Genomic DNA, 18,316 nt, shown 5'->3' with positions numbered 1-18,316 from the left:
CTCACCTCTCGTCGGGTTTTCCCGGACGCGTCCTCACATTTCGTCGGGTTTTCCCGGACGCGTCCTCACCTTTGATCGAGCCTGTCGAGATCAAGGGTCACGGGACGATGGTTTTCGGCGCACGACATGTCCTGTTCACCGGGGCGTCAGGCGACGGTGGGCAAGCGTTAGCTGCCGGCAGGCAGGGTGGTGGGGCACGCCGTCGGACGTTCCCAATCCGGGAAGTGCGGCCGCGTCCCCAACCGCACTGAAGGAGAACCCTGTGCTGCTCAAGAGCACCGTCACCGCCGTCGTCGCCCTAACGGCACTCGCCGGAAGCGCGGCGCCATCCACCGCGGCGCCGGATGCCGCCGTCGTGCTGGGGGAGCCGCATTCCGCAGCGCACGCGCATAACGACTACGAGCACGACCGGCCGCTGCTGGACGCGCTGGAGCACGGTTTCACCAGTGTGGAGGCTGACGTCTGGCTGGTGGACGGCGAGCTCCGGGTGGCGCACGACCTCGCGGATGCGCGGGCCGGTGTTACCCTCGAAAGCTTCTACCTTGACCCGCTGGACAAGCTCGTTCGCCAGCAGGGCCACAGCGTTTACCCAGGTTGGGACGGCAGCCTGCAGCTGCTGATCGACATCAAGAGCGACGGCGAAACGACCTATGCGGCTGTCGAGAAGGAACTGGCTGAGCACCCTGCGCTCATGACCCGCTACGCCAACGGCAGAGTTTCGGCCGGGCCGGTCACGGCAGTCGTCAGCGGCAACCGCCCGCGCGCCACGATGCAGGCAGCGGACAAGCGGTTTGGCTTCTACGACGGCCGGTCGGCAGACCTGGCTTCGGGGATGCCGGCCGGGCTGATGCCGCTGGTCAGCGACAACTGGACCAAGCTGTTCACGTGGCAGGGTGTCGGGCCGATGCCGGAGGCAGAGCGCGCCAGGCTGCGCGCGTACGTGGAAACGGCCCACGCCAACGGGCACCGGGTGCGGTTCTGGGCGACGCCCGACCAGCCAGGCGCGGCGCGCGATGCGATGTGGACCGAACTGCTCGATGCCGGCGTCGACCACATCAACACGGACGACCTTCCTGCGCTGGACAGGTTCCTGAGCGCGCGCCCCGAGTAGTTTTTCGAGGGCCGGGGCTAGTACGCCCGGCCCTCGTCGTCTCCTCGACGAAGGAAGATTTGCTGCTCAAGTGCTGCAACCTGATGCCACGGGAATGCCAATCAACGAGACTCGGGAGACGGTCCCCGCAACTGCGACTGATCTCCAGCCACCCGGACCCATAGCCACCAAGGAAACAGTGCTGATGCCCAGGTCGAGAACGCCGGCGTCGACAGTGAGCTCCGTGGCCGATGCGGGTAAGCGGTTGGGCAATGAGGCTGGTCCCCCCTGGGGAGTGAGCGTCCACTGGTACTCGGTCCTTGTGAGGCCGCCGCTAACCGGAGCTGTCCAAGAAAAAGCAGCCTTTGTAAGGAGACCACCCGCGGTGCACATGAGTGACGTCGGCGGCAGGACTGTTCCGGCCGTGAACGTCCCTTGAGCACCCTGCGGCAGCGTCCAGGCCGCCGTCGTCGGCTCCGGCGGAGCGACCACCAGGGCGGCAGCAAGAGTGAACAGCCCGACGACGGCGAGGTGTTTCCGCTTCACGGCGCCACTTCCTGCTGCTCGCTTTCATTTCGACGACGGCGGGGCTCCTCCCTCGGCCAGAAAGCCCACGTCACCACGACGGCCATTACGACGGTAAGGCCGCCAAGCACCAGGGGGTTGTTGGCAGCGTTGACGGTGTACGCGAGCTCCGGCACGGACCAGAGAACGATCCGCACTGTTTGGACTTCGTAGGGCAGGGGATCGTCGGTTGGGTTAGCGTCGCCGCGCATCGTGATTTTGGCTGCGCCGCCTTCTGCCGGAGAAACAGATGTAACGCGGTGCGTCACAGGCAGTGCCGACGCCAGGTCCACAGTGACGACGTCGCCCACATGCACCTCGGACGCCGGGATTTTCTTCACGACGGCGAGCGAACCGGCGGGAATGGTCGGGCTCATGGAACCGGTCTTGAACATGATCAGGGTGATCTGGAAGAAAAAGGCGAGGATCACCAGGATGATGCAGACAGTGCCGCCGAGCGCTGCGATGTTGAGGAGGGCGTTGCCTACACGGCTGCCCGTCTTTCGACTCATGTCCTGTTCCTCCTTCGGCCTAGTCCGAGGTTCCTGTAAACAGCCACGTGACGGTTGCGCTCTTGCCCTGATAACTGTTGTCGGCGCCGGCCTTGATTCGGACGTCGAAGCAGTAATGCAACTCGTCCAAGGGCGCGCCAACTGGCACTGCGACAGCCGTGCCCTGCACTGACGCTGCCGGGAGGTATGTCGACGATGACCCAGCTATATACGTCGCCGCACTGGAGAAGGCGCTCGAATCACATGCCGCGTCCGTCAGAACCGCACGGTACTCCAGCGCTGGTGACAAATCACCATCGGGCGTCGACCTTGTCAGGGTGACTTTTCCGCCTACGGTTGAAGCCGCCGTCGTGCGGATCTTCAGCCACGCGAACTTCGACGATTCAGGTGACAAACCAGTGGCGTTCACCACCAGGGAGGCGCCAGCCGATGTGCTGTCACGCCAAGCGATGGTTTCGGTGCTGGATTCCAGACGGAACGTGCTGGCTGTGAACTGGCCGGCTGCGTACTCGGAGTCCGACCAGGAAGCGAGTGTCACGCTGGCGCCCACGCCAAGGACGAGGGCGCCACCCAGGACCGCGCGTACGCGGGTGAAAGTGGGGTGGCGCGAGACTATGTCCCCGCTCATGCCTAGGAAACGGAGGTAGCGACAAACTTCCAAGTCGCGGTGGCCGCCTTGCCTTGCGGGAGGTTTTCACCAGCCGTCACCTGAATGCACACGTTCGTGGCAGCCCCAGGAGCGTTCGCTCCGGCGACTTTTTCTGGCTTGACGAGAGTGAACGGCGCTACATCCTGTTCAGCACCGAGGTCTGGTCCGGAAGCTACTACAGTGCCGTTTGCCGTGGACGTGCAGTCAGCGAACGAGTCGACCTTGATGATGCGGTAGGCCAGGTTCGCCACTGCCATTGCATCTCCGCCAGCCGTCGCGCTGTCAACGACTACTGACGCGCCGTAGCTTGTGAGCTCGTCGAGCCGCAGCGCATAGGGAGCGGCTACAGTGTCGCCTGGGCTCATGTTGTTGTAACTGGCGGTGAAAGCAAGGTTGGCCCTGTCCGCGGGATCTGCCGAGCCGTGCTCGGAGAAAGTGGTCCCGTCCGCGCTACCTTCGACGTTGAATTGCCCGCTGCCAAAGTTTCCGAAGGCGAATTCGGAGTCGTTCCAAGCCGCCAGAGTCACGGCTGCACCGATGCCAAGCACAAGGCCGCCAGCAAGAATTGCTTTGGCCTTCCGGCGCTTCGAATTGCGATCAGAAGGCGAGGTCACAGCAGGTGTGATTTCAGTCGTGGACATAGTTCCCCCCAGGAATTTTTTGTCTGATTTTTTCCAACCGAATACATACTGCCACGGCGCTCCCACTTGCCTGCCTCCTCACGCCTAAGATCCGCACAGGATTCCATCAGGATTGGATCAAGCCCGCTTGGAGGTGAGGGAGCGCCGGGCGTGAAGCGACGAAAGCTGAGGAAGCGTCGGGCGTCAGGCGACGAAAGCTGAGGGAGCGTCGGGCGTGAAGCGACGAAAGCTGAGGAAGCGTTGCTATGGAGCGGGGGAAGCCGTGACCACCACGTTCTTGCCCCAGGGGTCCTCCGTGTAGCAGCTGATCAGCACCACGCGGTTGGGAACGACGTTCCAGATGTCGCTGTCCTTGAGCGTGTTCTTGTCGTGCGTCGTCACCGAATCCACCAGGTACCTCAGCGTGCCCTTCGCAGTGGTGACCGTGACCGCTTTGCCTACGAGCGACTTGTCGCTGAGCCGGTTAAACGGGGCGTCCCGTCCGTCCCAGCTGTGCCCCACGATGTATGTCGTATTGGTCGACCCGGCACCCGGCACGCCGTAGCTGGTCAGCCAGTACGCGTCGAGAGTCAGCGGCGGAACGAGCGATTCCGAAGCCAGCTCGTCTGCACTCGGCGTCAGCGGCAGGACCCGCACGTCCAGGTCGACGGCGTTGACCGACACCGCCGTCGGCGCCGCCGCCAGCGGCCGCGTTGCCTTGCGGGCAACGGGCGCGGCACTCGGGGAACCCACCGCTGAAGAAAGCGCTGAAGGAACGGCGACGGTGCTGCCGCCACTTGGGGGAACAGCGTTCGACGGCGCAAGGAAGAGAGCGGCCGCCAGGCCCGCGGCAGCAATTGCGGGCACGGCAAGCCAGCGCCGCCGGATGGGCTGGCGCCGGCTGGCCGTCGTCTGCGGTTCCAACGCGAGCTGCCTAGTTGCGGCTGCGCTCCAGGCGGCGCATCCTCACGGCGACGGCTGCGGGCACGGCGATGCCCGCCGCCAAGAGCGCTGCGAGGAGTGCCAGCCCGGGGTGGACGCCCGGCTCGGCTTCTGCCGCGGTCTGCACGTTGAGGCCCTTGTTCGTGACGGCTAACGCGCTGCCACCTCCGGCGGGAGTCTCGTTGACCGCATTGGGGAGGGCCGGCGTCGGGCTTCCCGGCGCAGTGACCGGTGCCGACACCGGCGGCGTCACCGGATCAATCTCGGTGGAGTCCGGATTGCAGGCTGCGAGGAACGCCTCGAAGAGGCCCGCGAGGCCGGCGGCGGAAGCTTCATCGAGCGAGACCGCGGCCAGCGCGGCATCGAAGTCGGCCGCCGCTGCGTTGAAGGCGTCCTGGGCTGCAATGATCTCCGGCGTGTTGATGGCTGCGTCGTACGCCGCTGTCAGGTCCGTCACGGCCTGCCGGGCTGCGTCCTCGGCATCCTCGGCCGCTGCCGTGGCGTCCTGGGCGGCAGTTATTGCGGCCGGATCGCCCGATTCTTCGGCCTCTTCCTGTGCAGCTTCGGCGGCAGCGGTCGCTGCGATGGCGTCGTCCAGCGCTGCCTGGGCAGTCGCGAGTTCGGCGGCGGGGACTGCCCCGGCTGCTTCGACCATCGCGAGATAGCTCGCCTCGGCGTCCGCCGCGATTGCGGCCTTGGACTCGAGATCGGCAATTGTGGTTTCGGTGATGCCGGCCGCAGAGAGGGCAGCCTCAAACTGGGTGGAGGCCTGCACACACGCGGGGTCTCCCGGTGCCGCGGAAGCAGTGGGGGCCCCGAGGAAGAGCCCGCCGGCGAACACGGCTGCTGACGAACCGGCGGCGACCCATTTGGATACGGTCATGGTGTGTGCGTCCCCCAAATATGAAGTGGCCGCCGGGACAGCCCCGGCGGTCGGCGGCGGCTCATCGCTGTTGCTCCGAAGTTTCCGGCGGGCAAGGCAGGAGAGACGCTCGTACCGCAAATCATCCGGAGTACGACGGCGAGACCTCAGTTTTACCTGAATGCCGCCCGGAAGATTGCTGTGACAGTAAAAATACCTACCGATGCCGGTCGTGGCAAACGTCACTGACCTGCTATGGCATTTGGACCGCCGGCGGTGCCCGCGGCGGTGTCGGCGGCCGTCCGCCGGACCACGAGCAGGGCCAGTGGATCAAGGAGCTTCCGGGTCCCGGTCCCGGCCTCGAGAATCCAGAACATGCCGAGGACCGGCACGGTTTCCGTCACCGTTCCCACGTAGTAAAGCTGGCCGTTGTAGTGAGCTTCAATTTTGTCGCCGGGGGAGAGGTTGCGGCAGTCGATGATGCGACGGGCCGCGCCGTCGTTCGCGGCTGAATCGTGCATGAGGGCTCCATCCTGACGCCGTTGGTGCTTCGATCGTGATGCGCCATTGGCGCTCTTTCAGGATGGGTCTGCCACATTGCCGGGTGGTTTCGGCCGGGTGATTTCCGCGTGACCTGCTTTGACGCGGGCCGGTCGGGCGATGGGAGGTGAGGAAGGGTTGGGGGTGAGGCGGCGGGAGGTGAGGAAGGGGTGGGGGTGAGGCGGCGGGAGGTGAGGAAGGGTTGGGGGTGAGGCGGCGGGAGGTGAGGAGGGGTCAGGCGGGGCCGGGGGATTGGAGTCCGGGGGCCACGGAGAGGTTGGGTTCGGGCTGTGTCAGGTCCCGGGCGCGGAGCACCGCCATGGACTTCGCGGCCACCTTCAGCACCGAGCCGGCGTCGATGGGTCCGTGTTCCACTCCGGTCCCGGCGGTGTTGATCACCATGTCCCAGGCCTCGGCAAACTCACTGGCCGGGAGCGCGAATTTGATGTCGTCGTCGTGCGCGTTGAAGTACAGCAGGAAGTTCACGTCCGTGATGCGGCGGCCGCGGTCGTCCCGGCCCTGGATGCCGTCACCGTTGAGGAACACGCCGATGGTCCGGCCGAACCCGCGGCCCCAGTCCTCGGGGAGCATCTCCATGCCGTCCTCGTTCAGCCACACGATATCCGGCAGCTTCTCGCCCTTGCCGCGCCGCACCGGCCTGCCGTCGAAGAAGGTGCTGCGGCGGAACGTGGGGTGCTTGGCGCGCAGCCGGTTCACCGCGGCCGTGAAATCCATGAGCGGCATGTCGACGGCATCCCAGTTGACCCAGCTGAGCCTGGAATCCTGGCAGTACACGTTGTTGTTCCCCTGCTGCGTGCGGCCGAGCTCGTCGCCGTGCAGGATCATCGGCACGCCCTGCGACAGCAGCATGGTGGCGATGAAGTTCCGCTGCTGCCGGGCCCGGAGCGCCAGCACCTTCGGATCCGTCGTGGGCCCCTCCACGCCGCAGTTCCACGAGCGGTTGTGGGATTCGCCGTCGCGGTTGCCCTCGCCGTTGGCCTCATTGTGCTTCTCGTTGTAGGACACCAGGTCCCGCAGCGTGAAGCCGTCGTGTGCGGTGACGAAGTTGATCGACGCGACCGGGCGCCGCCCCGACCGCTCGTACAGGTCGGCGGACCCGGTCAGCCGCGACGCGAACTCGCCCAGCGTGGCCGGCTCGCCGCGCCAGAAATCGCGCACGGTGTCGCGGTACTTGCCGTTCCACTCCGTCCACTGCGGCGGGAAATTGCCCACCTGGTACCCGCCCGGCCCGACGTCCCACGGCTCGGCGATCAGCTTCACCTGCGACACGATCGGGTCCTGCTGCACCAGTTCGAAGAACGTGGAGAGCCGGTCGACGTCGTAAAATTCCCGGGCCAACGCGGCGGCGAGATCAAAGCGGAACCCGTCCACGTGCATCTCGGTGACCCAATACCGCAGCGAATCCATCAGCAGCTGCAGGGAGTGCGGGTGCCGCACGTTCAAGGTATTTCCGGTGCCCGTGTAGTCGACGTAGTACTGCTTGTCGCCCTCCAGCAGCCGGTAATACGCGGCGTTGTCGATCCCCTTGAAGCTCATCGTGGGGCCCAGATGGTTCCCTTCCGCCGTGTGGTTATAGACGACGTCGAGAATCACCTCGATCCCCGCACGGTGCAGAGAGCGGACCATCGCCTTGAAATCCTGGACCTGCTGGCCCATCTGGCCGATCGAGCTGTAGGTGTTCTGCGGCGCAAAGAAGCCGATGGTGTTGTAGCCCCAGTAGTTGCTCAGGCCCTTCTCCTGCAGGATGCCGTCGTTGACGAACTGGTGCACCGGCATCAGCTCGATGGCCGTGATGCCCAGCCGCTGCAGGTGCGCAATGACGGCTGGATGGGCGACGCCGGCAAAGGTGCCGCGCTGCTCCTTGGGCACCTCGGGGTGCAGCTCCGTGAGCCCCTTGACGTGCGCCTCGTAGATGACGGAACGGTGGTAGGGGATCCGGGGTGGCCGGTCCCCGGCCCAGTCGAAGAACGGGTTGATCACCACGCCCAGCATGGTGTGGGGCGCCGAATCCTGGTTGTTGCGGGAAGAGGGGTCGCCGAAATTGTAGGAGAACATCGCCGGGTGCCAGTGCACCTGCCCGGCGACGGCCTTGGCATAGGGGTCCAAAAGGAGCTTGTTCGGGTTGCAGCGCTGCCCCTTGGCTGGGTCGTATGGGCCGTGGATCCGGTATCCGTACTTCTGCCCGGGCTGGATCTGGGGCAGGTAGCAGTGCCACACATACCCGTCCGCCTCGAGGAGCTCCACGCGTGTTTCGGTGCCGTCACCGGCTATCAAACACAGCTCGACGGCGGTGGCCGCCTCGCTGAAGAGGGCGAAGTTTGTCCCCATCCCGTCAAAGGTCGCACCCAGTGGATACGCGCTGCCCGGCCAGACTTCCATGATCACTCCTGCGGCTGTTCAGTTTTCCGAACCATACTCGATGTCCAGTTGGGGTCCGCGCGCCTCGCCCTGACTCAAGGCTAAGCACACTTAGTAATTTCGCCAAGGTCTGGCGGTAACCCGTGACGCTGTAAATCAAATTGTTTGTGATTCTGGCCTCGTGGAGCCCCCGTTTCCTGGGTGCAGGCCGGGGCCGCGCCTACGATTATGGGGATGACTCCGCCCGACAGCCCGCCGCCGTTCAGCCTCCGCGGCATCGCTGTTCCGGCCTTCGGACCTGCGCTCCTGTTCAGCATCGGCCAGGGGGCCATCCTTCCGGTGGTGGCGCTGTCCGCCCGTGAACTGGGCGCGTCCGTTGCCGTGGCCGCATTGATCGTCACGCTCATCGGCCTGGGCTCGTGGTTCTTCAACCTGCCGGCCTCCATGATCACCCTGAAGTTCGGCGAACGCTGGTCCATCGTGGGCGCGGCCGCCGGCGGGGCGCTGGCGCTGCTCGCCGCCGGAGTGTCCCTGGTGATTGGCAACGGACTCTGGCTGCTCGCGGTGGCGATGGCCGTCGTCGGGATGTCCGCGGCCGTCTTCAGCCTGGCCCGGCAGAAGTACCTCACCGAGGCCGTGCCGGTTGAATTCCGCGCCCGTGCCCTGTCCACGCTGGGCGGCGTGAGCCGCATCGGCACGTTCATCGGTCCGTTCATCGGCGCCGCCGCCATCGCTTTCGTCGGCATCAGCGGCGCGTACTGGGTGGGCGTGGCCGGCATGGCCGCTGCAGCCGTGCTCGCCGTCACCGTCCCTGACCTGGTGGCCGTGGACGGGTCCTCCGCCAGGACCGGTCCGGAGCCCACCCTGCGGGGCGTGGCCGTCTCGCACGCGGGCGTTTTCCTGACCGCCGGAATCGGCATTCTGCTGCTGAGTGCCCTCCGCGCCTCCCGCCAGGTGGTGATCCCGCTGTGGGCCGACCACCTGGGCCTCGACCCGACACACGCCTCGCTGGTCTACGGGCTCTCGGGGGCGATCGACATGCTGGTCTTCTATCCGGCGGGCAAGGTGATGGACCGGCGCGGGCGGCAGTGGGTGGCCATCCCGTCCACGCTGATCATGGGTGTGGCGCTGGTGCTGATCCCGCTGACCGGCGGGTTCACCAGCCTGCTGCTCGTTGCCCTGCTGATTGGCTTCGGCAATGGGATCAGCTCCGGCCTGGTGATGACGCTGGGCGCCGACTTCTCACCCGACCGCGGCCGCGGGCAGTTCTTGGGCCTCTGGCGGTTCATGGCCGACGCCGGCACCACCGGCGGCCCCGTCCTTCTCTCCGCGGTGACGGCCGCGGCCTCCCTCGGCGCCGGCGTGACGGCCACCGGGGTACTGGGGTTCGCAGCCGCGGGTGTGTTCGCCGTCGTACTCCCCAGACTCAGGCACCGCCGCAACTACTGACGCGCTTTCCCAACTGCGAGTCAGCTGGGCGGGTCGAGGCGTAACGGAAGTCCCGATATGACTCGCGCCTTTCACCGCCGCTTTGGACGGTGAAGTTAGGTTAGCCTACACTCAGCATGGCTCTTTTCGGCCTTTCGCTTTCCGCCTGCCCCGTGTGCAGGCATTCATATCTAGGTGGTTTACCGGTGCGCTCCTCATTCCCGCTGTCCGTGTCCGTGGGACTCGTGGCGCTTCTATCCCTGTCCGCCTGCGGCTTCAGCGGCGAAGCCGGCAAATCCAGCCAGGCGGCCGACCTTGACCAGCGGATCGTCGTGGACAACTTCCGGGCACCCGTGGCGGACTGGGCTCTGGAGAGCGACGCCGCCTACATTCTGTCCCTGTCCGGGTGCCTCGAGACCCTGACACGCTACGACGAGACCCAGGGAAAGATCGTGCCGTCGCTCGCCACGGAGTGGAAGCAGGTTTCCGACCTCGAATGGGACTTCACCCTCCGCGGGGGCGTCAAGTTCCAGGACGGTGCCGCGCTCGACGCCAAGGCGGTGGTGACCTCGCTGCAGAACGTCCTGGACGCCGAGGTGCCCGCCCGCGCCTTCAGCCCGAAGGTGGTCAAGGCGGTCAAGGCCATCGACGACCACACGGTCCGCGTGACCACCCCGACCGAGAGCCCGCTGGTGCCCTACCGGCTCGCGAGCGTGAACACCGGCGTGCTGTCGCCGGCCGCGTTCAAGGGCGAAACCGTCGATCCCTTCGGCCACTGCACCGGCCCGTTCACGCCCGTGTCCGAGAAGCCGAAGCAGTCCCTGACCCTGGACCGCAACGAGGACTACTGGGGCGGCCAGGTGAAGCTCGCCGGCGCCGAGATCCGGTTCATCACCGACGGCGCCACCCGCACCGCCCAGGTCCAGACCGGCGAGGCGGACGTGTCCCTGTCCATCCCGGTCTCCGGCCTGGCCGCGCTCGAGTCGGACTCCAAGGTGAAGGTCCTGAAGGCGGATTCGCCGCGGACCGCCACGCTGTACATGAACAACGGCAAGGCCCCGTTCGATGACGTCGACTTCCGCAAGGCGGTCCGCTCGGCCCTTGATCTGGATGCGCTCGCCGCCAGCGTCTACGAGGGCGCGGCGATCCCGGCCAGCGGGCCCTTCGCGCCGTCGGAGCCGTGGGCCATCGAGGGTGCGCAGACGCCGAAGCAGGACGTTGACGCCGCCAAGAAGCTGCTGGCCTCCGCCGGCTACACTGCCAGCCGGCCGCTGGAGATCATCGCCATCGTGGAGCGCGCCGAGTTCGCAGACGTTGCCACCGTCATCCAGGAGAACCTGAAGGCCGTGGGCGTCCCGGTGAAGATCCAGACCAAGGAATACGCCGCCGTCGAACCGGACCTGCTGTCCGGCAACTACGACATGGTGCTGAGCCAGCGCAACCGCCTGATCGACATCGCCGACCCCATCGGCTTCCTCACCGCTGACTACACCTGCGACGGCACCTACAACCTCAGCCACTTCTGCAACGCCGAGTACGACAAGAAGATCGCCCAGGCAGCCACGACGGCCGACGCCGAGGCTCGCTACAAGCTGTATGCCGAAGCCGGCCAGATCCTCCAGGACCAGGCCGTGAACGTGTGGCTGGTCAATGAGCAGGCCATCGACGCCGTCCGCACCGACCTGCAGGCGCACGTCCAGGACCCGCTGGCGCGCTACGTGCTCCGGGCCGAAACGGCCAAGTCCGGATCGTGATTCTCCGCTGTACAGGACCCAAAGTGCTGGGTTCCGCATGATGCTGTTCCTCGCCAGGAGAACGGCGGCCCTGGTGGTCGCCGTTCTTCTGGCATCTTTCGTGGTGTTCCTCATCCCCTACGTCACTCCGGGCGACCCGGTGCGCAAGATCATCCGCTCGCGGGTGGCCGGCGACGCGATCGATGACTCCGCCGTCCAGGCATTAAGCGCCCAGCTGGGACTCCAGGATCCCCTGTGGACGCAGTACCTGCGCTGGCTTGGGCGCTTCGCCAGCGGCGACATGGGCCTGTCCTACACCAGCCGCACGCCCGTGGTGGACCAGGTGCTGCCCGCGCTCTGGGTCACGCTCAGCCTGGTGGTCATGACGCTCGCGGTGGCCGCGCTGATAGCGGTGATCCTCGGCATCGCCGCTGCCCTGAACGAGGGCCGCGCGGCCGACAAGGCCATCACCGCCGTCTCCCAGGCGTTCATCGCCATGCCGGAATACTGGCTGGCGCCGATGCTCGTGCTGGTCTTCGCGCTCGAACTGTCCGTTCTGCCGTCGGCCGGGTGGGAAGGCCCGACGTCGGCGGTGCTGCCCGTGGCGGTCCTCGCCCTGCGTCCGGCGAGCCATTTCACGTCCGCCGTGCGCGAGGGAATGCTGGATGCGCTGGGCGCCGAGCATGTCACCGCTGCGCGGGGCAGGGGACTGAGCTACTTCCATACGGTCCGGAAGCACGTGATCCCCAACGGCCTGCTGCCCCTCACCACGCTGGCGGCCGTGTGGTTCGCAGGCCTGCTGGGCGGATCCGTCATCATCGAGGTCATCTTCGCGATCCCAGGCATGGGGCGCCTGCTGTTCGACGGCGTCCTGAACAGCGACATTCCGCTGGCGCAGGGGGCCGTGGTGGTGGTTGTGGGGCTGGCTGTCCTGCTGACTACGGTGGCGGATTTGGTCCACGGACTCCTCAACCCCCAGGTCAGGCTGCGCCATGCGTAAACTTCCGCTTCACATCAGGCTTGCCGCCTGCATCCTGGCCGTTGTGGTGCTGTCCGTGGCCCTGGCCGGCTGGATCGCGCCCTATCCGCCGGCGGAGCAGGACCTTGCCTCCCGGCTGTCCGCGCCCACCGCAACCCACTGGCTGGGCACCGACCACCTGGGCCGCGACACCCTGAGCCGGCTGCTCGACGGCGGCCGCTTCTCCCTGACCATCGCCGCCCTCGCCACGGTGCTCACTGCGGTCATTGGCACGGCGATCGGCGTGCTCAGCGCCCGGCGGCGGGGCTGGCTGGACGAGTTCTTCACCCGCACCAATGACATCCTCCTGGCCATGCCGGAAATGGTGGTGGCGCTGTTCCTGGTGGCCGCGCTGGGAGCGGGGTATCCCGCCCTGCTGCTGGCCCTGACCGTCACGGGCTGGACACCCTTCGCGCGGCTTGCACGGGCGCTGGCCTACGACGTCTCCGCCCGCGGCTTCATCGAGGCGGCCCGTGTGCTGGGCTGCTCGCCGTGGTTCACTGTGCGGCGGCATATCCTGCCGCACCTGGCAGGGCCGCTGCTGGGGCAGGCCACGCTCCGGTTCGGGCAGTTCCTGATCAGCGTCGGAGCCCTGTCCTACCTGGGCCTGGGGGTGCAGCCCCCGCAGTCCGACTGGGGCTCCATGCTCGCCGCCGCCCAGCCCTACGCCGTGAGGTCGCCGATGACCATCCTCGCGCCCGGCCTGGTGATCTTCACCGTGGCACTGTGCGTCACCCTCATCGGCCAGCACCTGGCGCGCATGTCCAGCAGCCGGCTGCTGCTGGCCGCCGCCCCTGCACCGGAGGCCACCCATGCCTGAGGGCCTGCTCATCGAGGACCTGCACCTCAGCGTCCGGGCGCCGGCTTCCCGCCCGGTGCTTTCCGGCGTCAGCCTGTCCGTGGCTCCGGGCGAGTTCGTTGCCCTGGTGGGGGCCTCCGGAAGCGGCAAGACGATGACCGCGCTGGCCGTCCTGGGACTGCTGCCGCCGCAGATCCAGGCCGGGTCGGGGTCCATCAGCCTGGGCGGGACGGACCTGCTGCGCGCCAGCGGCGCGGAGCTCAACCGCCTGCGCGGCGGCCGGATCGGGATGCTGTACCAGCAGCCCAAGCGGATGTTCAACCCCCGCATGACCATTGGCAGCCACCTGGCCGAACCGCTGAAGCTGCACCGGGGGCTGCGCGGCCGCCAGGCCAGGGAGCAGGCGCTGGGGCTGCTGGCCGACGCAGGATTCGACGATCCCGCGCGGATTGCCCGGAGCTATCCGCACCAGCTGTCCGGCGGGATGGCGCAGCGGGCCATGCTGGCCGTGGCAATGGCGGGACAGCCGGAGCTGCTGCTCGCCGACGAGCCGACCTCCGCACTGGACAAGGTACTGGAGCGGCAGATCCTGGAACTGATCGACAACCAGCGGCGCCGGCACGGGCTCGGTGTCCTCTACATCACCCACGACCTCGCCACCGTCTCCGCGTTCGCCGACCGGGTGGTGGTGATGGATGCCGGTTGCGTCCAGGAGGAAGGCCCGGCCAGGACCGTCCTCGGCGCGCCCCGGACCGCATGCGCCAGGGAGCTTCTGGAGGCGTGCGCCCTCACCCGCCGCCGTATTGCCGCGGCGGGCGAGCCCGGACCGTCCCGCGACATCCTGGCCCTGCAGGGCGTCACCAAGCGGTTCGCCAAAGGGCGCGGCGTCCGCCCGGCCTTGGACAACGTCTCGCTGAGCCTCCGGGAAGGCGAGATCCTCGGCGTCCTCGGCCAGTCCGGCTCCGGGAAGAGCACGCTTGCCCGGCTGCTGGTGGACGTCGAGGCCCCGGACCGGGGCAGCATCGCCCGGACACTGTCCAGGGCGGACGGCAGGAACGACGACGGCGGCGCCGGTTCCGGCGTCCCCGGCACCGAGGTGCAGCTGGTCTTCCAGGAACCGCACGACGCCTTCGATCCCCGGATGAAACTGTTCGCCAGCCTGGAAGCCCCGCTGCGACGGCAGCGGACGTGCACGGCTGACGAACGCCGGGACCGCATCCACCAGGCCGTCCGGGACGTTGAGCTGGAACCCGGCATGCTGGACAGGTACCCGAGCCAGTGTTCAGGGGGCCAGCTGCAGCGGCTGACGATCGCCCGGGCGCTGCTGCTGGACCCGGCGGTGCTGATCTGCGACGAGGCAACGTCCGCGCTGGACGCCGTGACGCAGCGGAAGGTCCTGGACCTGCTGCTGCGCCTGCACCGGGACCGCCGGCTTTCGCTGATCATGATCTCCCACGACATGAACGTCATCCGGTACATGAGCCACAGGGTGGCCGTGCTGTACCAGGGTGCCCTGGTGGAGCTGGCCGGCACTGCCGACTTCTTCGCCAACCCCCAGCACCGGCACAGCAAGGAACTGGTGGCGGCCGCCCGCGCCCACCCGACGGCTTGCGCCGCCCCTGTGGCCTGCAATGACCTGGCGGCCTGTGCCCACCGGGGGTCCGGCAGGCTGGGGACTACCCGTCTCCTCGAACTCGTCACCAGCCCGGACTCATAAGGACCACCTGACCCATGGCGTACCTGCCTGAAACCCGCATTCTGCTCGGCACCCAGCTGGTGTTCAATCTGGGCTTCTACGCGGTGATTCCCTTCCTGGCCGGCGCCATGGGCGGGGATTACGGACTGGACGCCGCCGCCGTCGGGCTTGTTCTTGGCGCCCGGACCTTCAGCCAGCAGGGGATGTTCCTGTTCGGCGGGCTGATCGCCGACCGGTGGGGCGCCCGCCGCGCGATCCTGACCGGCTGCCTGGTCCGCATCGCCGGGTACGCCACGCTGGCGGCCGCTTCGGATTTCACGCTGTTCCTGCTCGGCGCCGTGCTGACCGGTGCGGGAGGGGCGCTGTTCTCGCCTGCCCTGGAGTCGCAGCTGTCCCGGGCGGACCGCTCCCATTCAGACCCGTCCCATTCAGACCCGTCCCCTGCGGACAATACAGGCCAGACCAAGGAACGGGCCCCGGGTAAGGCGCGGCGCTCGGTGTTCGTCTGGCTGGCCATCACGGGGGAGATGGGTGCCCTGGTTGGCCCGCTCCTGGGAGCTGCCCTGCTGGGGTGGGGCTTCCGAGCGGCGCTGGCGGCCGGCATTGCCATCTTTGTTGCGGTGACGGTGGTGCTGTGGTTCCGCCTGCCCGCCGGTTCACCGGGGAAGACGGTAGCTGGCGCGGTGGAGCCGGGAGCGTCACCGGGCAAGTCCCTGGGCGCCCTTGGATGCCTGAAGAACCGGCGCTTTGTGGGGTTCTGCCTGCTCGCCAGCACCAACATGGTGGCCTACAACCAGCTCTACTTCACGTTCCCGCTGGAGCTGGACCGGCGGGGCCTGGACGGTTCGTGGCTGGCCATGCTTTTCCTGCTCGCCTCCGTGCTGACGTTGCTTCTGCAGCTGCCGGTGGCCGCGGCCGGCCAGCGGCTGGGGCCGGGCCGGGCTATGTCTGCAGGCTTTCTGCTGCTGGGCGCCGCGTTGGCCGCGGCCGCCGTGACGTCCGGCGACGCGGAATCCGCCGGTCCCGTGGCATCCGGTTCCGTGGCCTCTGCCTCGGCGGAGGCCGGTGCGGTGGCCCTGATGGCAGGCATAGTCGGCGCGCTGATCCTGGGACACATGCTCCTGACGCCCACAATCCTGTCGCTGATTCCGCGGTTCATCCCGGCGGAGGGGGCCGCGTCAGGCCGCGGCGCATATTACGGACTGTCCGCTACCTGCGGCGGCATCGCCGTTCTGGTTGGGAATGCACTGCTGGGCTGGCTGCTGGACCTGACGGACCGGCACCACTGGTGGCCGGGCACACCCTGGCTGCCGATGGTGGGTCTCGCGGTCCTTGCCGCGCTGACGATGCCGCGGCTGCTGCACGGAATCCACCGCGGCAACGGGCTCGCACCCACGGCAGCTGCGAATTCACAGGAGCGGGTGGCATAACGGCCCCGCCGCCAAACCAAACTGGGCGGCGCGGGCGGTGGTTACGTCCCCGTCCAGCGGCGGAGGGTGCTGTTCACGAGGCCGATCAGCACGGCCGTCCACCAGCACGCCTGCGAGATGCTGAGCGCGATCAGCAGCCGCGTGCGCAGACGGCGGCCCAGTTCGCTGAAGCGTGTTTCCCGCGGAAGCGCGAACATCTTGTGCATGGCCGGGGCGATGCTCAGGCCGTTCAGCATCAGGATGAGCACGCAGCCAAGCTTCACCGCGGTTACCGGGTTGGTGAGGTCGGGCTGGATGAGGGCTCCGGAGGCCAGCAGGAGTGCCAGGCCGCCCCAGATCAGCGGCTTCGCTGCCTTCTCAAGCTTGGGTGATTCGTGCATGTGCACTTTGCCCATGAGCCACAGCAGGCCCAGCCAGTCGACAACGAGGATGGTGCCGAAGGACAGCACCAGGGCGAGGATGTGGGCGGCGAGTCCGATGCGGTGGAGTTCCGGGCCGCAGTCCACGAAGTGCCCCACGAGCAGGGAGGCGAGCCAGCCTGCGGTGCAGAGGACGCCCAGCAGGAACAGCCGGATGGTCTGCCTGCGGGAGGTGGGGGTCCTTAGCGCGGCGCGGTTGCGGCGGGGAACGAACTGGCGCTGGGATTGGGACCAGGCTGCGGAGATTGCCGCGGTACGGGTTTCAGGGCGGGTCAAGGTGGTGCGGGTGTCGGCGATCATAAATGCCGGCCTTTCATCACTGTTGTGCTCCCCTGAGAGTGGTGCCGGGAGCTGGGCTGGCCGGGAGATCCGGACAGCAGGGAACTGCTGGGCTGGGTTGGGGATTTTCTTATGGTGCCTGGCGTGGCTGGCGCGCTGCGATGCAGGGCGGGGGCTCCTGGAGCTTGTGGCTCTGGAGGAGTTTCGGGCTACCTAAATGAATACGATACAGGTTGATTTACGGATTAAGCAAAGAAAGCGTGTTCTATTGATCGGCGCGTCGCCCCCAAATTTGGTCTGACGATCGTGTAGTGCGGCACCTTCGAATCGGCCTCCCGCAGGTATGCAGATGGCCTGCTGTGAGGGGGGTCGCCGCGGTGCGGATTGCGTCTTAGCCGTCCGAACCGTGTCCGCCGCTGTCGTCTCCCGGTTCGGGCGACTTGCGATGTCCGCCCTGGTCATCGCCCGGTTCCGCGGTGGTGCGCAGGCCACCCTTATCGTCGCCGTCGTCACCTGGTTTGAGCGACGGCGTCGGCCGCTGGCCGCCGCCGTCCACAGACGTCACGCTCGGCGTCGCTTTCACGCTGACGACGGCGGCCGGAGCCGGAGTCCTGCTCGCGCTATTCGGCAGGAGGACATTGTTCGCGTTGCCGGTGCCCGTGGGCGTGGTGTTCAATACCTGCGTATTGACGGCCAGGGCGGCGGATCCGGTCACGAGGATCCCGGCCACGCATAGCGCGACGGCTGCTCTGCTTTTCATGGTCCACTCCAGGGGCATCGGAAAGAATTTTCGTGTAGGCGGAAGCCCGGGAACCGGCGGGCTTCAGCCTCGCTCCTGGATCTCGTGCAAATGCGCCAGCATTGCCTGTTCGGGGTGTCCGGGGTGTTCGGAGATGTGCCTGAGCAGCGACAGCCGGATCTCCGAGTTCAGGCCCTCGTCGCCAAGGATTTCGCCGATGAGCCGCATCAGCTGGCGCTGCAGTATTCCGCCCTGCGGAGTGCGCTGGGCTGGCCGTTGGCCTGCCCGTGCCGTGGCGGGGACTGCTGCGGGGACTGCGGCGGCGTGCTGGGCAGGCAGCCTCTCCGGCGTGGGGGACTGCCAATGGTTGTCACCGGGTGAATACGGATCCGGGCTCATCATCTTATTTACCTTCCACCTGCGCCGCCCCGCGGGCCCTTCCGGCATGCGATGAGACCGGCGGCGTTGCCGACAAATCCCGGTGCGAAGGGGAATGCCGTCTGCCGGTATTGTTTCGGCTCTCCATGGTGGATTTGCTGGTGAACCTTGGAGTCCAGAGGAGGCAGGGTCCCCCCAACCGGAAGGTGCGTCAAAAGTACGCGCGGCGGCGTGCGGCC

At 67.2% G+C, this 18,316-nt stretch carries 17 protein-coding genes; 7 read left to right on the top strand and 10 right to left on the bottom strand.

The window, feature by feature from the left end:
- Positions 1 to 262: 262 nt before the first annotated feature.
- Positions 263 to 1,111 (top strand): phosphatidylinositol-specific phospholipase C/glycerophosphodiester phosphodiesterase family protein, encoded by an 849-nt coding sequence (locus ABRP34_RS08365; RefSeq protein ID WP_353712847.1) that lies wholly within the window; start codon positions 263 to 265, stop codon positions 1,109 to 1,111.
- Positions 1,112 to 1,632: 521 nt separating this feature from the next.
- Here the strand turns inward: ABRP34_RS08365 and ABRP34_RS08360 are convergent.
- The 7 genes from ABRP34_RS08360 to glgX form a co-directional block, all read right to left on the bottom strand.
- Positions 1,633 to 2,166, bottom strand: coding sequence for a signal peptidase I (locus tag ABRP34_RS08360; RefSeq protein ID WP_353712846.1), 534 nt, complete (start codon positions 2,164 to 2,166; stop codon positions 1,633 to 1,635).
- Between the two features lie 19 nt (positions 2,167 to 2,185).
- A complete protein-coding gene (locus ABRP34_RS08355) occupies positions 2,186 to 2,794 on the bottom strand; it encodes a SipW-dependent-type signal peptide-containing protein (RefSeq protein ID WP_353712845.1) in 609 nt (202 codons plus the stop codon).
- Positions 2,795 to 2,796: 2 nt separating this feature from the next.
- A complete protein-coding gene (locus ABRP34_RS08350; protein ID WP_353712844.1) occupies positions 2,797 to 3,456 on the bottom strand; it encodes a SipW-dependent-type signal peptide-containing protein in 660 nt (219 codons plus the stop codon).
- A gap of 243 nt (positions 3,457 to 3,699) precedes the next feature.
- Positions 3,700 to 4,359 carry a class F sortase gene (locus ABRP34_RS08345; RefSeq protein ID WP_353712843.1) on the bottom strand — a complete coding sequence of 220 codons (660 nt, stop codon included), beginning with the start codon at positions 4,357 to 4,359 and terminating at the stop codon, positions 3,700 to 3,702.
- Positions 4,360 to 4,369: 10 nt separating this feature from the next.
- Positions 4,370 to 5,260: a hypothetical protein gene (locus ABRP34_RS08340; RefSeq protein ID WP_353712842.1), complete on the bottom strand. Its 891-nt coding sequence runs from the start codon at positions 5,258 to 5,260 to the stop codon at positions 4,370 to 4,372.
- Positions 5,261 to 5,481: 221 nt separating this feature from the next.
- Positions 5,482 to 5,760, bottom strand: coding sequence for a hypothetical protein (locus ABRP34_RS08335; RefSeq protein WP_353712841.1), 279 nt, complete (start codon positions 5,758 to 5,760; stop codon positions 5,482 to 5,484).
- A 253-nt stretch (positions 5,761 to 6,013) separates the two neighbouring features.
- Positions 6,014 to 8,179: a glycogen debranching protein GlgX gene (glgX, locus tag ABRP34_RS08330; RefSeq protein WP_353712840.1), complete on the bottom strand. Its 2,166-nt coding sequence runs from the start codon at positions 8,177 to 8,179 to the stop codon at positions 6,014 to 6,016.
- Positions 8,180 to 8,392: 213 nt separating this feature from the next.
- Here glgX and ABRP34_RS08325 point away from each other — a divergent pair, with 213 nt between their 5' ends.
- The 6 genes from ABRP34_RS08325 (at position 8,393) to ABRP34_RS08300 (ending at position 16,262) form a co-directional block, all read left to right on the top strand.
- Complete coding sequence (locus tag ABRP34_RS08325) at positions 8,393 to 9,607, top strand: MFS transporter (protein ID WP_003804099.1); 1,215 nt, start codon at positions 8,393 to 8,395, stop codon at positions 9,605 to 9,607.
- A gap of 185 nt (positions 9,608 to 9,792) precedes the next feature.
- Positions 9,793 to 11,340, top strand: coding sequence for an ABC transporter substrate-binding protein (locus ABRP34_RS08320; protein ID WP_353712839.1), 1,548 nt, complete (start codon positions 9,793 to 9,795; stop codon positions 11,338 to 11,340).
- A gap of 37 nt (positions 11,341 to 11,377) precedes the next feature.
- Entirely contained in the window at positions 11,378 to 12,319 is a 942-nt protein-coding gene (locus ABRP34_RS08315; protein ID WP_353712838.1) for an ABC transporter permease, read from the top strand.
- A complete protein-coding gene (locus tag ABRP34_RS08310) occupies positions 12,312 to 13,157 on the top strand; it encodes an ABC transporter permease (protein WP_353712837.1) in 846 nt (281 codons plus the stop codon). The genes ABRP34_RS08315 and ABRP34_RS08310 overlap by 8 nt, the downstream gene beginning before the upstream one ends.
- Entirely contained in the window at positions 13,150 to 14,853 is a 1,704-nt protein-coding gene (locus ABRP34_RS08305) for an ABC transporter ATP-binding protein (RefSeq protein ID WP_353712836.1), read from the top strand. The genes ABRP34_RS08310 and ABRP34_RS08305 overlap by 8 nt, the downstream gene beginning before the upstream one ends.
- Positions 14,854 to 14,867: 14 nt before the next feature.
- Entirely contained in the window at positions 14,868 to 16,262 is a 1,395-nt protein-coding gene (locus tag ABRP34_RS08300) for an MFS transporter (protein WP_353712835.1), read from the top strand.
- Between the two features lie 41 nt (positions 16,263 to 16,303).
- Here ABRP34_RS08300 and ABRP34_RS08295 read toward each other — a convergent pair whose 3' ends face one another.
- The 3 genes from ABRP34_RS08295 to ABRP34_RS08285 all read right to left on the bottom strand — a co-directional run bounded on the left by ABRP34_RS08295 (position 16,304) and on the right by ABRP34_RS08285 (position 18,101).
- Positions 16,304 to 16,981 carry a hypothetical protein gene (locus tag ABRP34_RS08295; protein ID WP_003804107.1) on the bottom strand — a complete coding sequence of 226 codons (678 nt, stop codon included), beginning with the start codon at positions 16,979 to 16,981 and terminating at the stop codon, positions 16,304 to 16,306.
- A 370-nt stretch (positions 16,982 to 17,351) separates the two neighbouring features.
- The gene (locus tag ABRP34_RS08290) at positions 17,352 to 17,720 is read right to left on the bottom strand and encodes a hypothetical protein (protein ID WP_353712834.1); all 369 of its coding nucleotides are present in this window, start codon (positions 17,718 to 17,720) and stop codon (positions 17,352 to 17,354) included.
- A 63-nt stretch (positions 17,721 to 17,783) separates the two neighbouring features.
- A complete protein-coding gene (locus ABRP34_RS08285; protein ID WP_353712833.1) occupies positions 17,784 to 18,101 on the bottom strand; it encodes a hypothetical protein in 318 nt (105 codons plus the stop codon).
- Positions 18,102 to 18,316 lie beyond the last annotated feature (215 nt).

Origin of the sequence: Arthrobacter sp. K5, assembly GCF_040448525.1 — a bacterium.
Taxonomy (GTDB): Bacteria; Actinomycetota; Actinomycetes; order Actinomycetales; family Micrococcaceae; genus Arthrobacter; species Arthrobacter globiformis.
Note: the sequence above shows the minus strand (reverse complement) of the source record. Positions and strands in the feature narration are given on the sequence as shown.

Bases quoted from the DNA above. Each gene is read 5' to 3' on its own strand.
- ABRP34_RS08295 (WP_003804107.1), bottom strand. From the start codon at position 16,981: ATGATCGCCGACACCCGCACCACCTTGACCCGCCCTGAAACCCGTACC.
- ABRP34_RS08300 (WP_353712835.1), top strand. From the start codon at position 14,868: ATGGCGTACCTGCCTGAAACCCGCATTCTGCTCGGCACCCAGCTGGTG.
- ABRP34_RS08290 (WP_353712834.1), bottom strand. From the start codon at position 17,720: ATGAAAAGCAGAGCAGCCGTCGCGCTATGCGTGGCCGGGATCCTCGTG.
- ABRP34_RS08310 (WP_353712837.1), top strand. From the start codon at position 12,312: ATGCGTAAACTTCCGCTTCACATCAGGCTTGCCGCCTGCATCCTGGCC.
- ABRP34_RS08315 (WP_353712838.1), top strand. From the start codon at position 11,378: ATGATGCTGTTCCTCGCCAGGAGAACGGCGGCCCTGGTGGTCGCCGTT.
- ABRP34_RS08350 (WP_353712844.1), bottom strand. From the start codon at position 3,456: ATGTCCACGACTGAAATCACACCTGCTGTGACCTCGCCTTCTGATCGC.
- glgX (WP_353712840.1), bottom strand. From the start codon at position 8,179: ATGGAAGTCTGGCCGGGCAGCGCGTATCCACTGGGTGCGACCTTTGAC.
- ABRP34_RS08325 (WP_003804099.1), top strand. From the start codon at position 8,393: ATGACTCCGCCCGACAGCCCGCCGCCGTTCAGCCTCCGCGGCATCGCT.
- ABRP34_RS08305 (WP_353712836.1), top strand. From the start codon at position 13,150: ATGCCTGAGGGCCTGCTCATCGAGGACCTGCACCTCAGCGTCCGGGCG.
- ABRP34_RS08340 (WP_353712842.1), bottom strand. From the start codon at position 5,260: ATGACCGTATCCAAATGGGTCGCCGCCGGTTCGTCAGCAGCCGTGTTC.
- ABRP34_RS08360 (WP_353712846.1), bottom strand. From the start codon at position 2,166: ATGAGTCGAAAGACGGGCAGCCGTGTAGGCAACGCCCTCCTCAACATC.
- ABRP34_RS08285 (WP_353712833.1), bottom strand. From the start codon at position 18,101: ATGATGAGCCCGGATCCGTATTCACCCGGTGACAACCATTGGCAGTCC.
- ABRP34_RS08335 (WP_353712841.1), bottom strand. From the start codon at position 5,760: ATGCACGATTCAGCCGCGAACGACGGCGCGGCCCGTCGCATCATCGAC.
- ABRP34_RS08355 (WP_353712845.1), bottom strand. From the start codon at position 2,794: ATGAGCGGGGACATAGTCTCGCGCCACCCCACTTTCACCCGCGTACGC.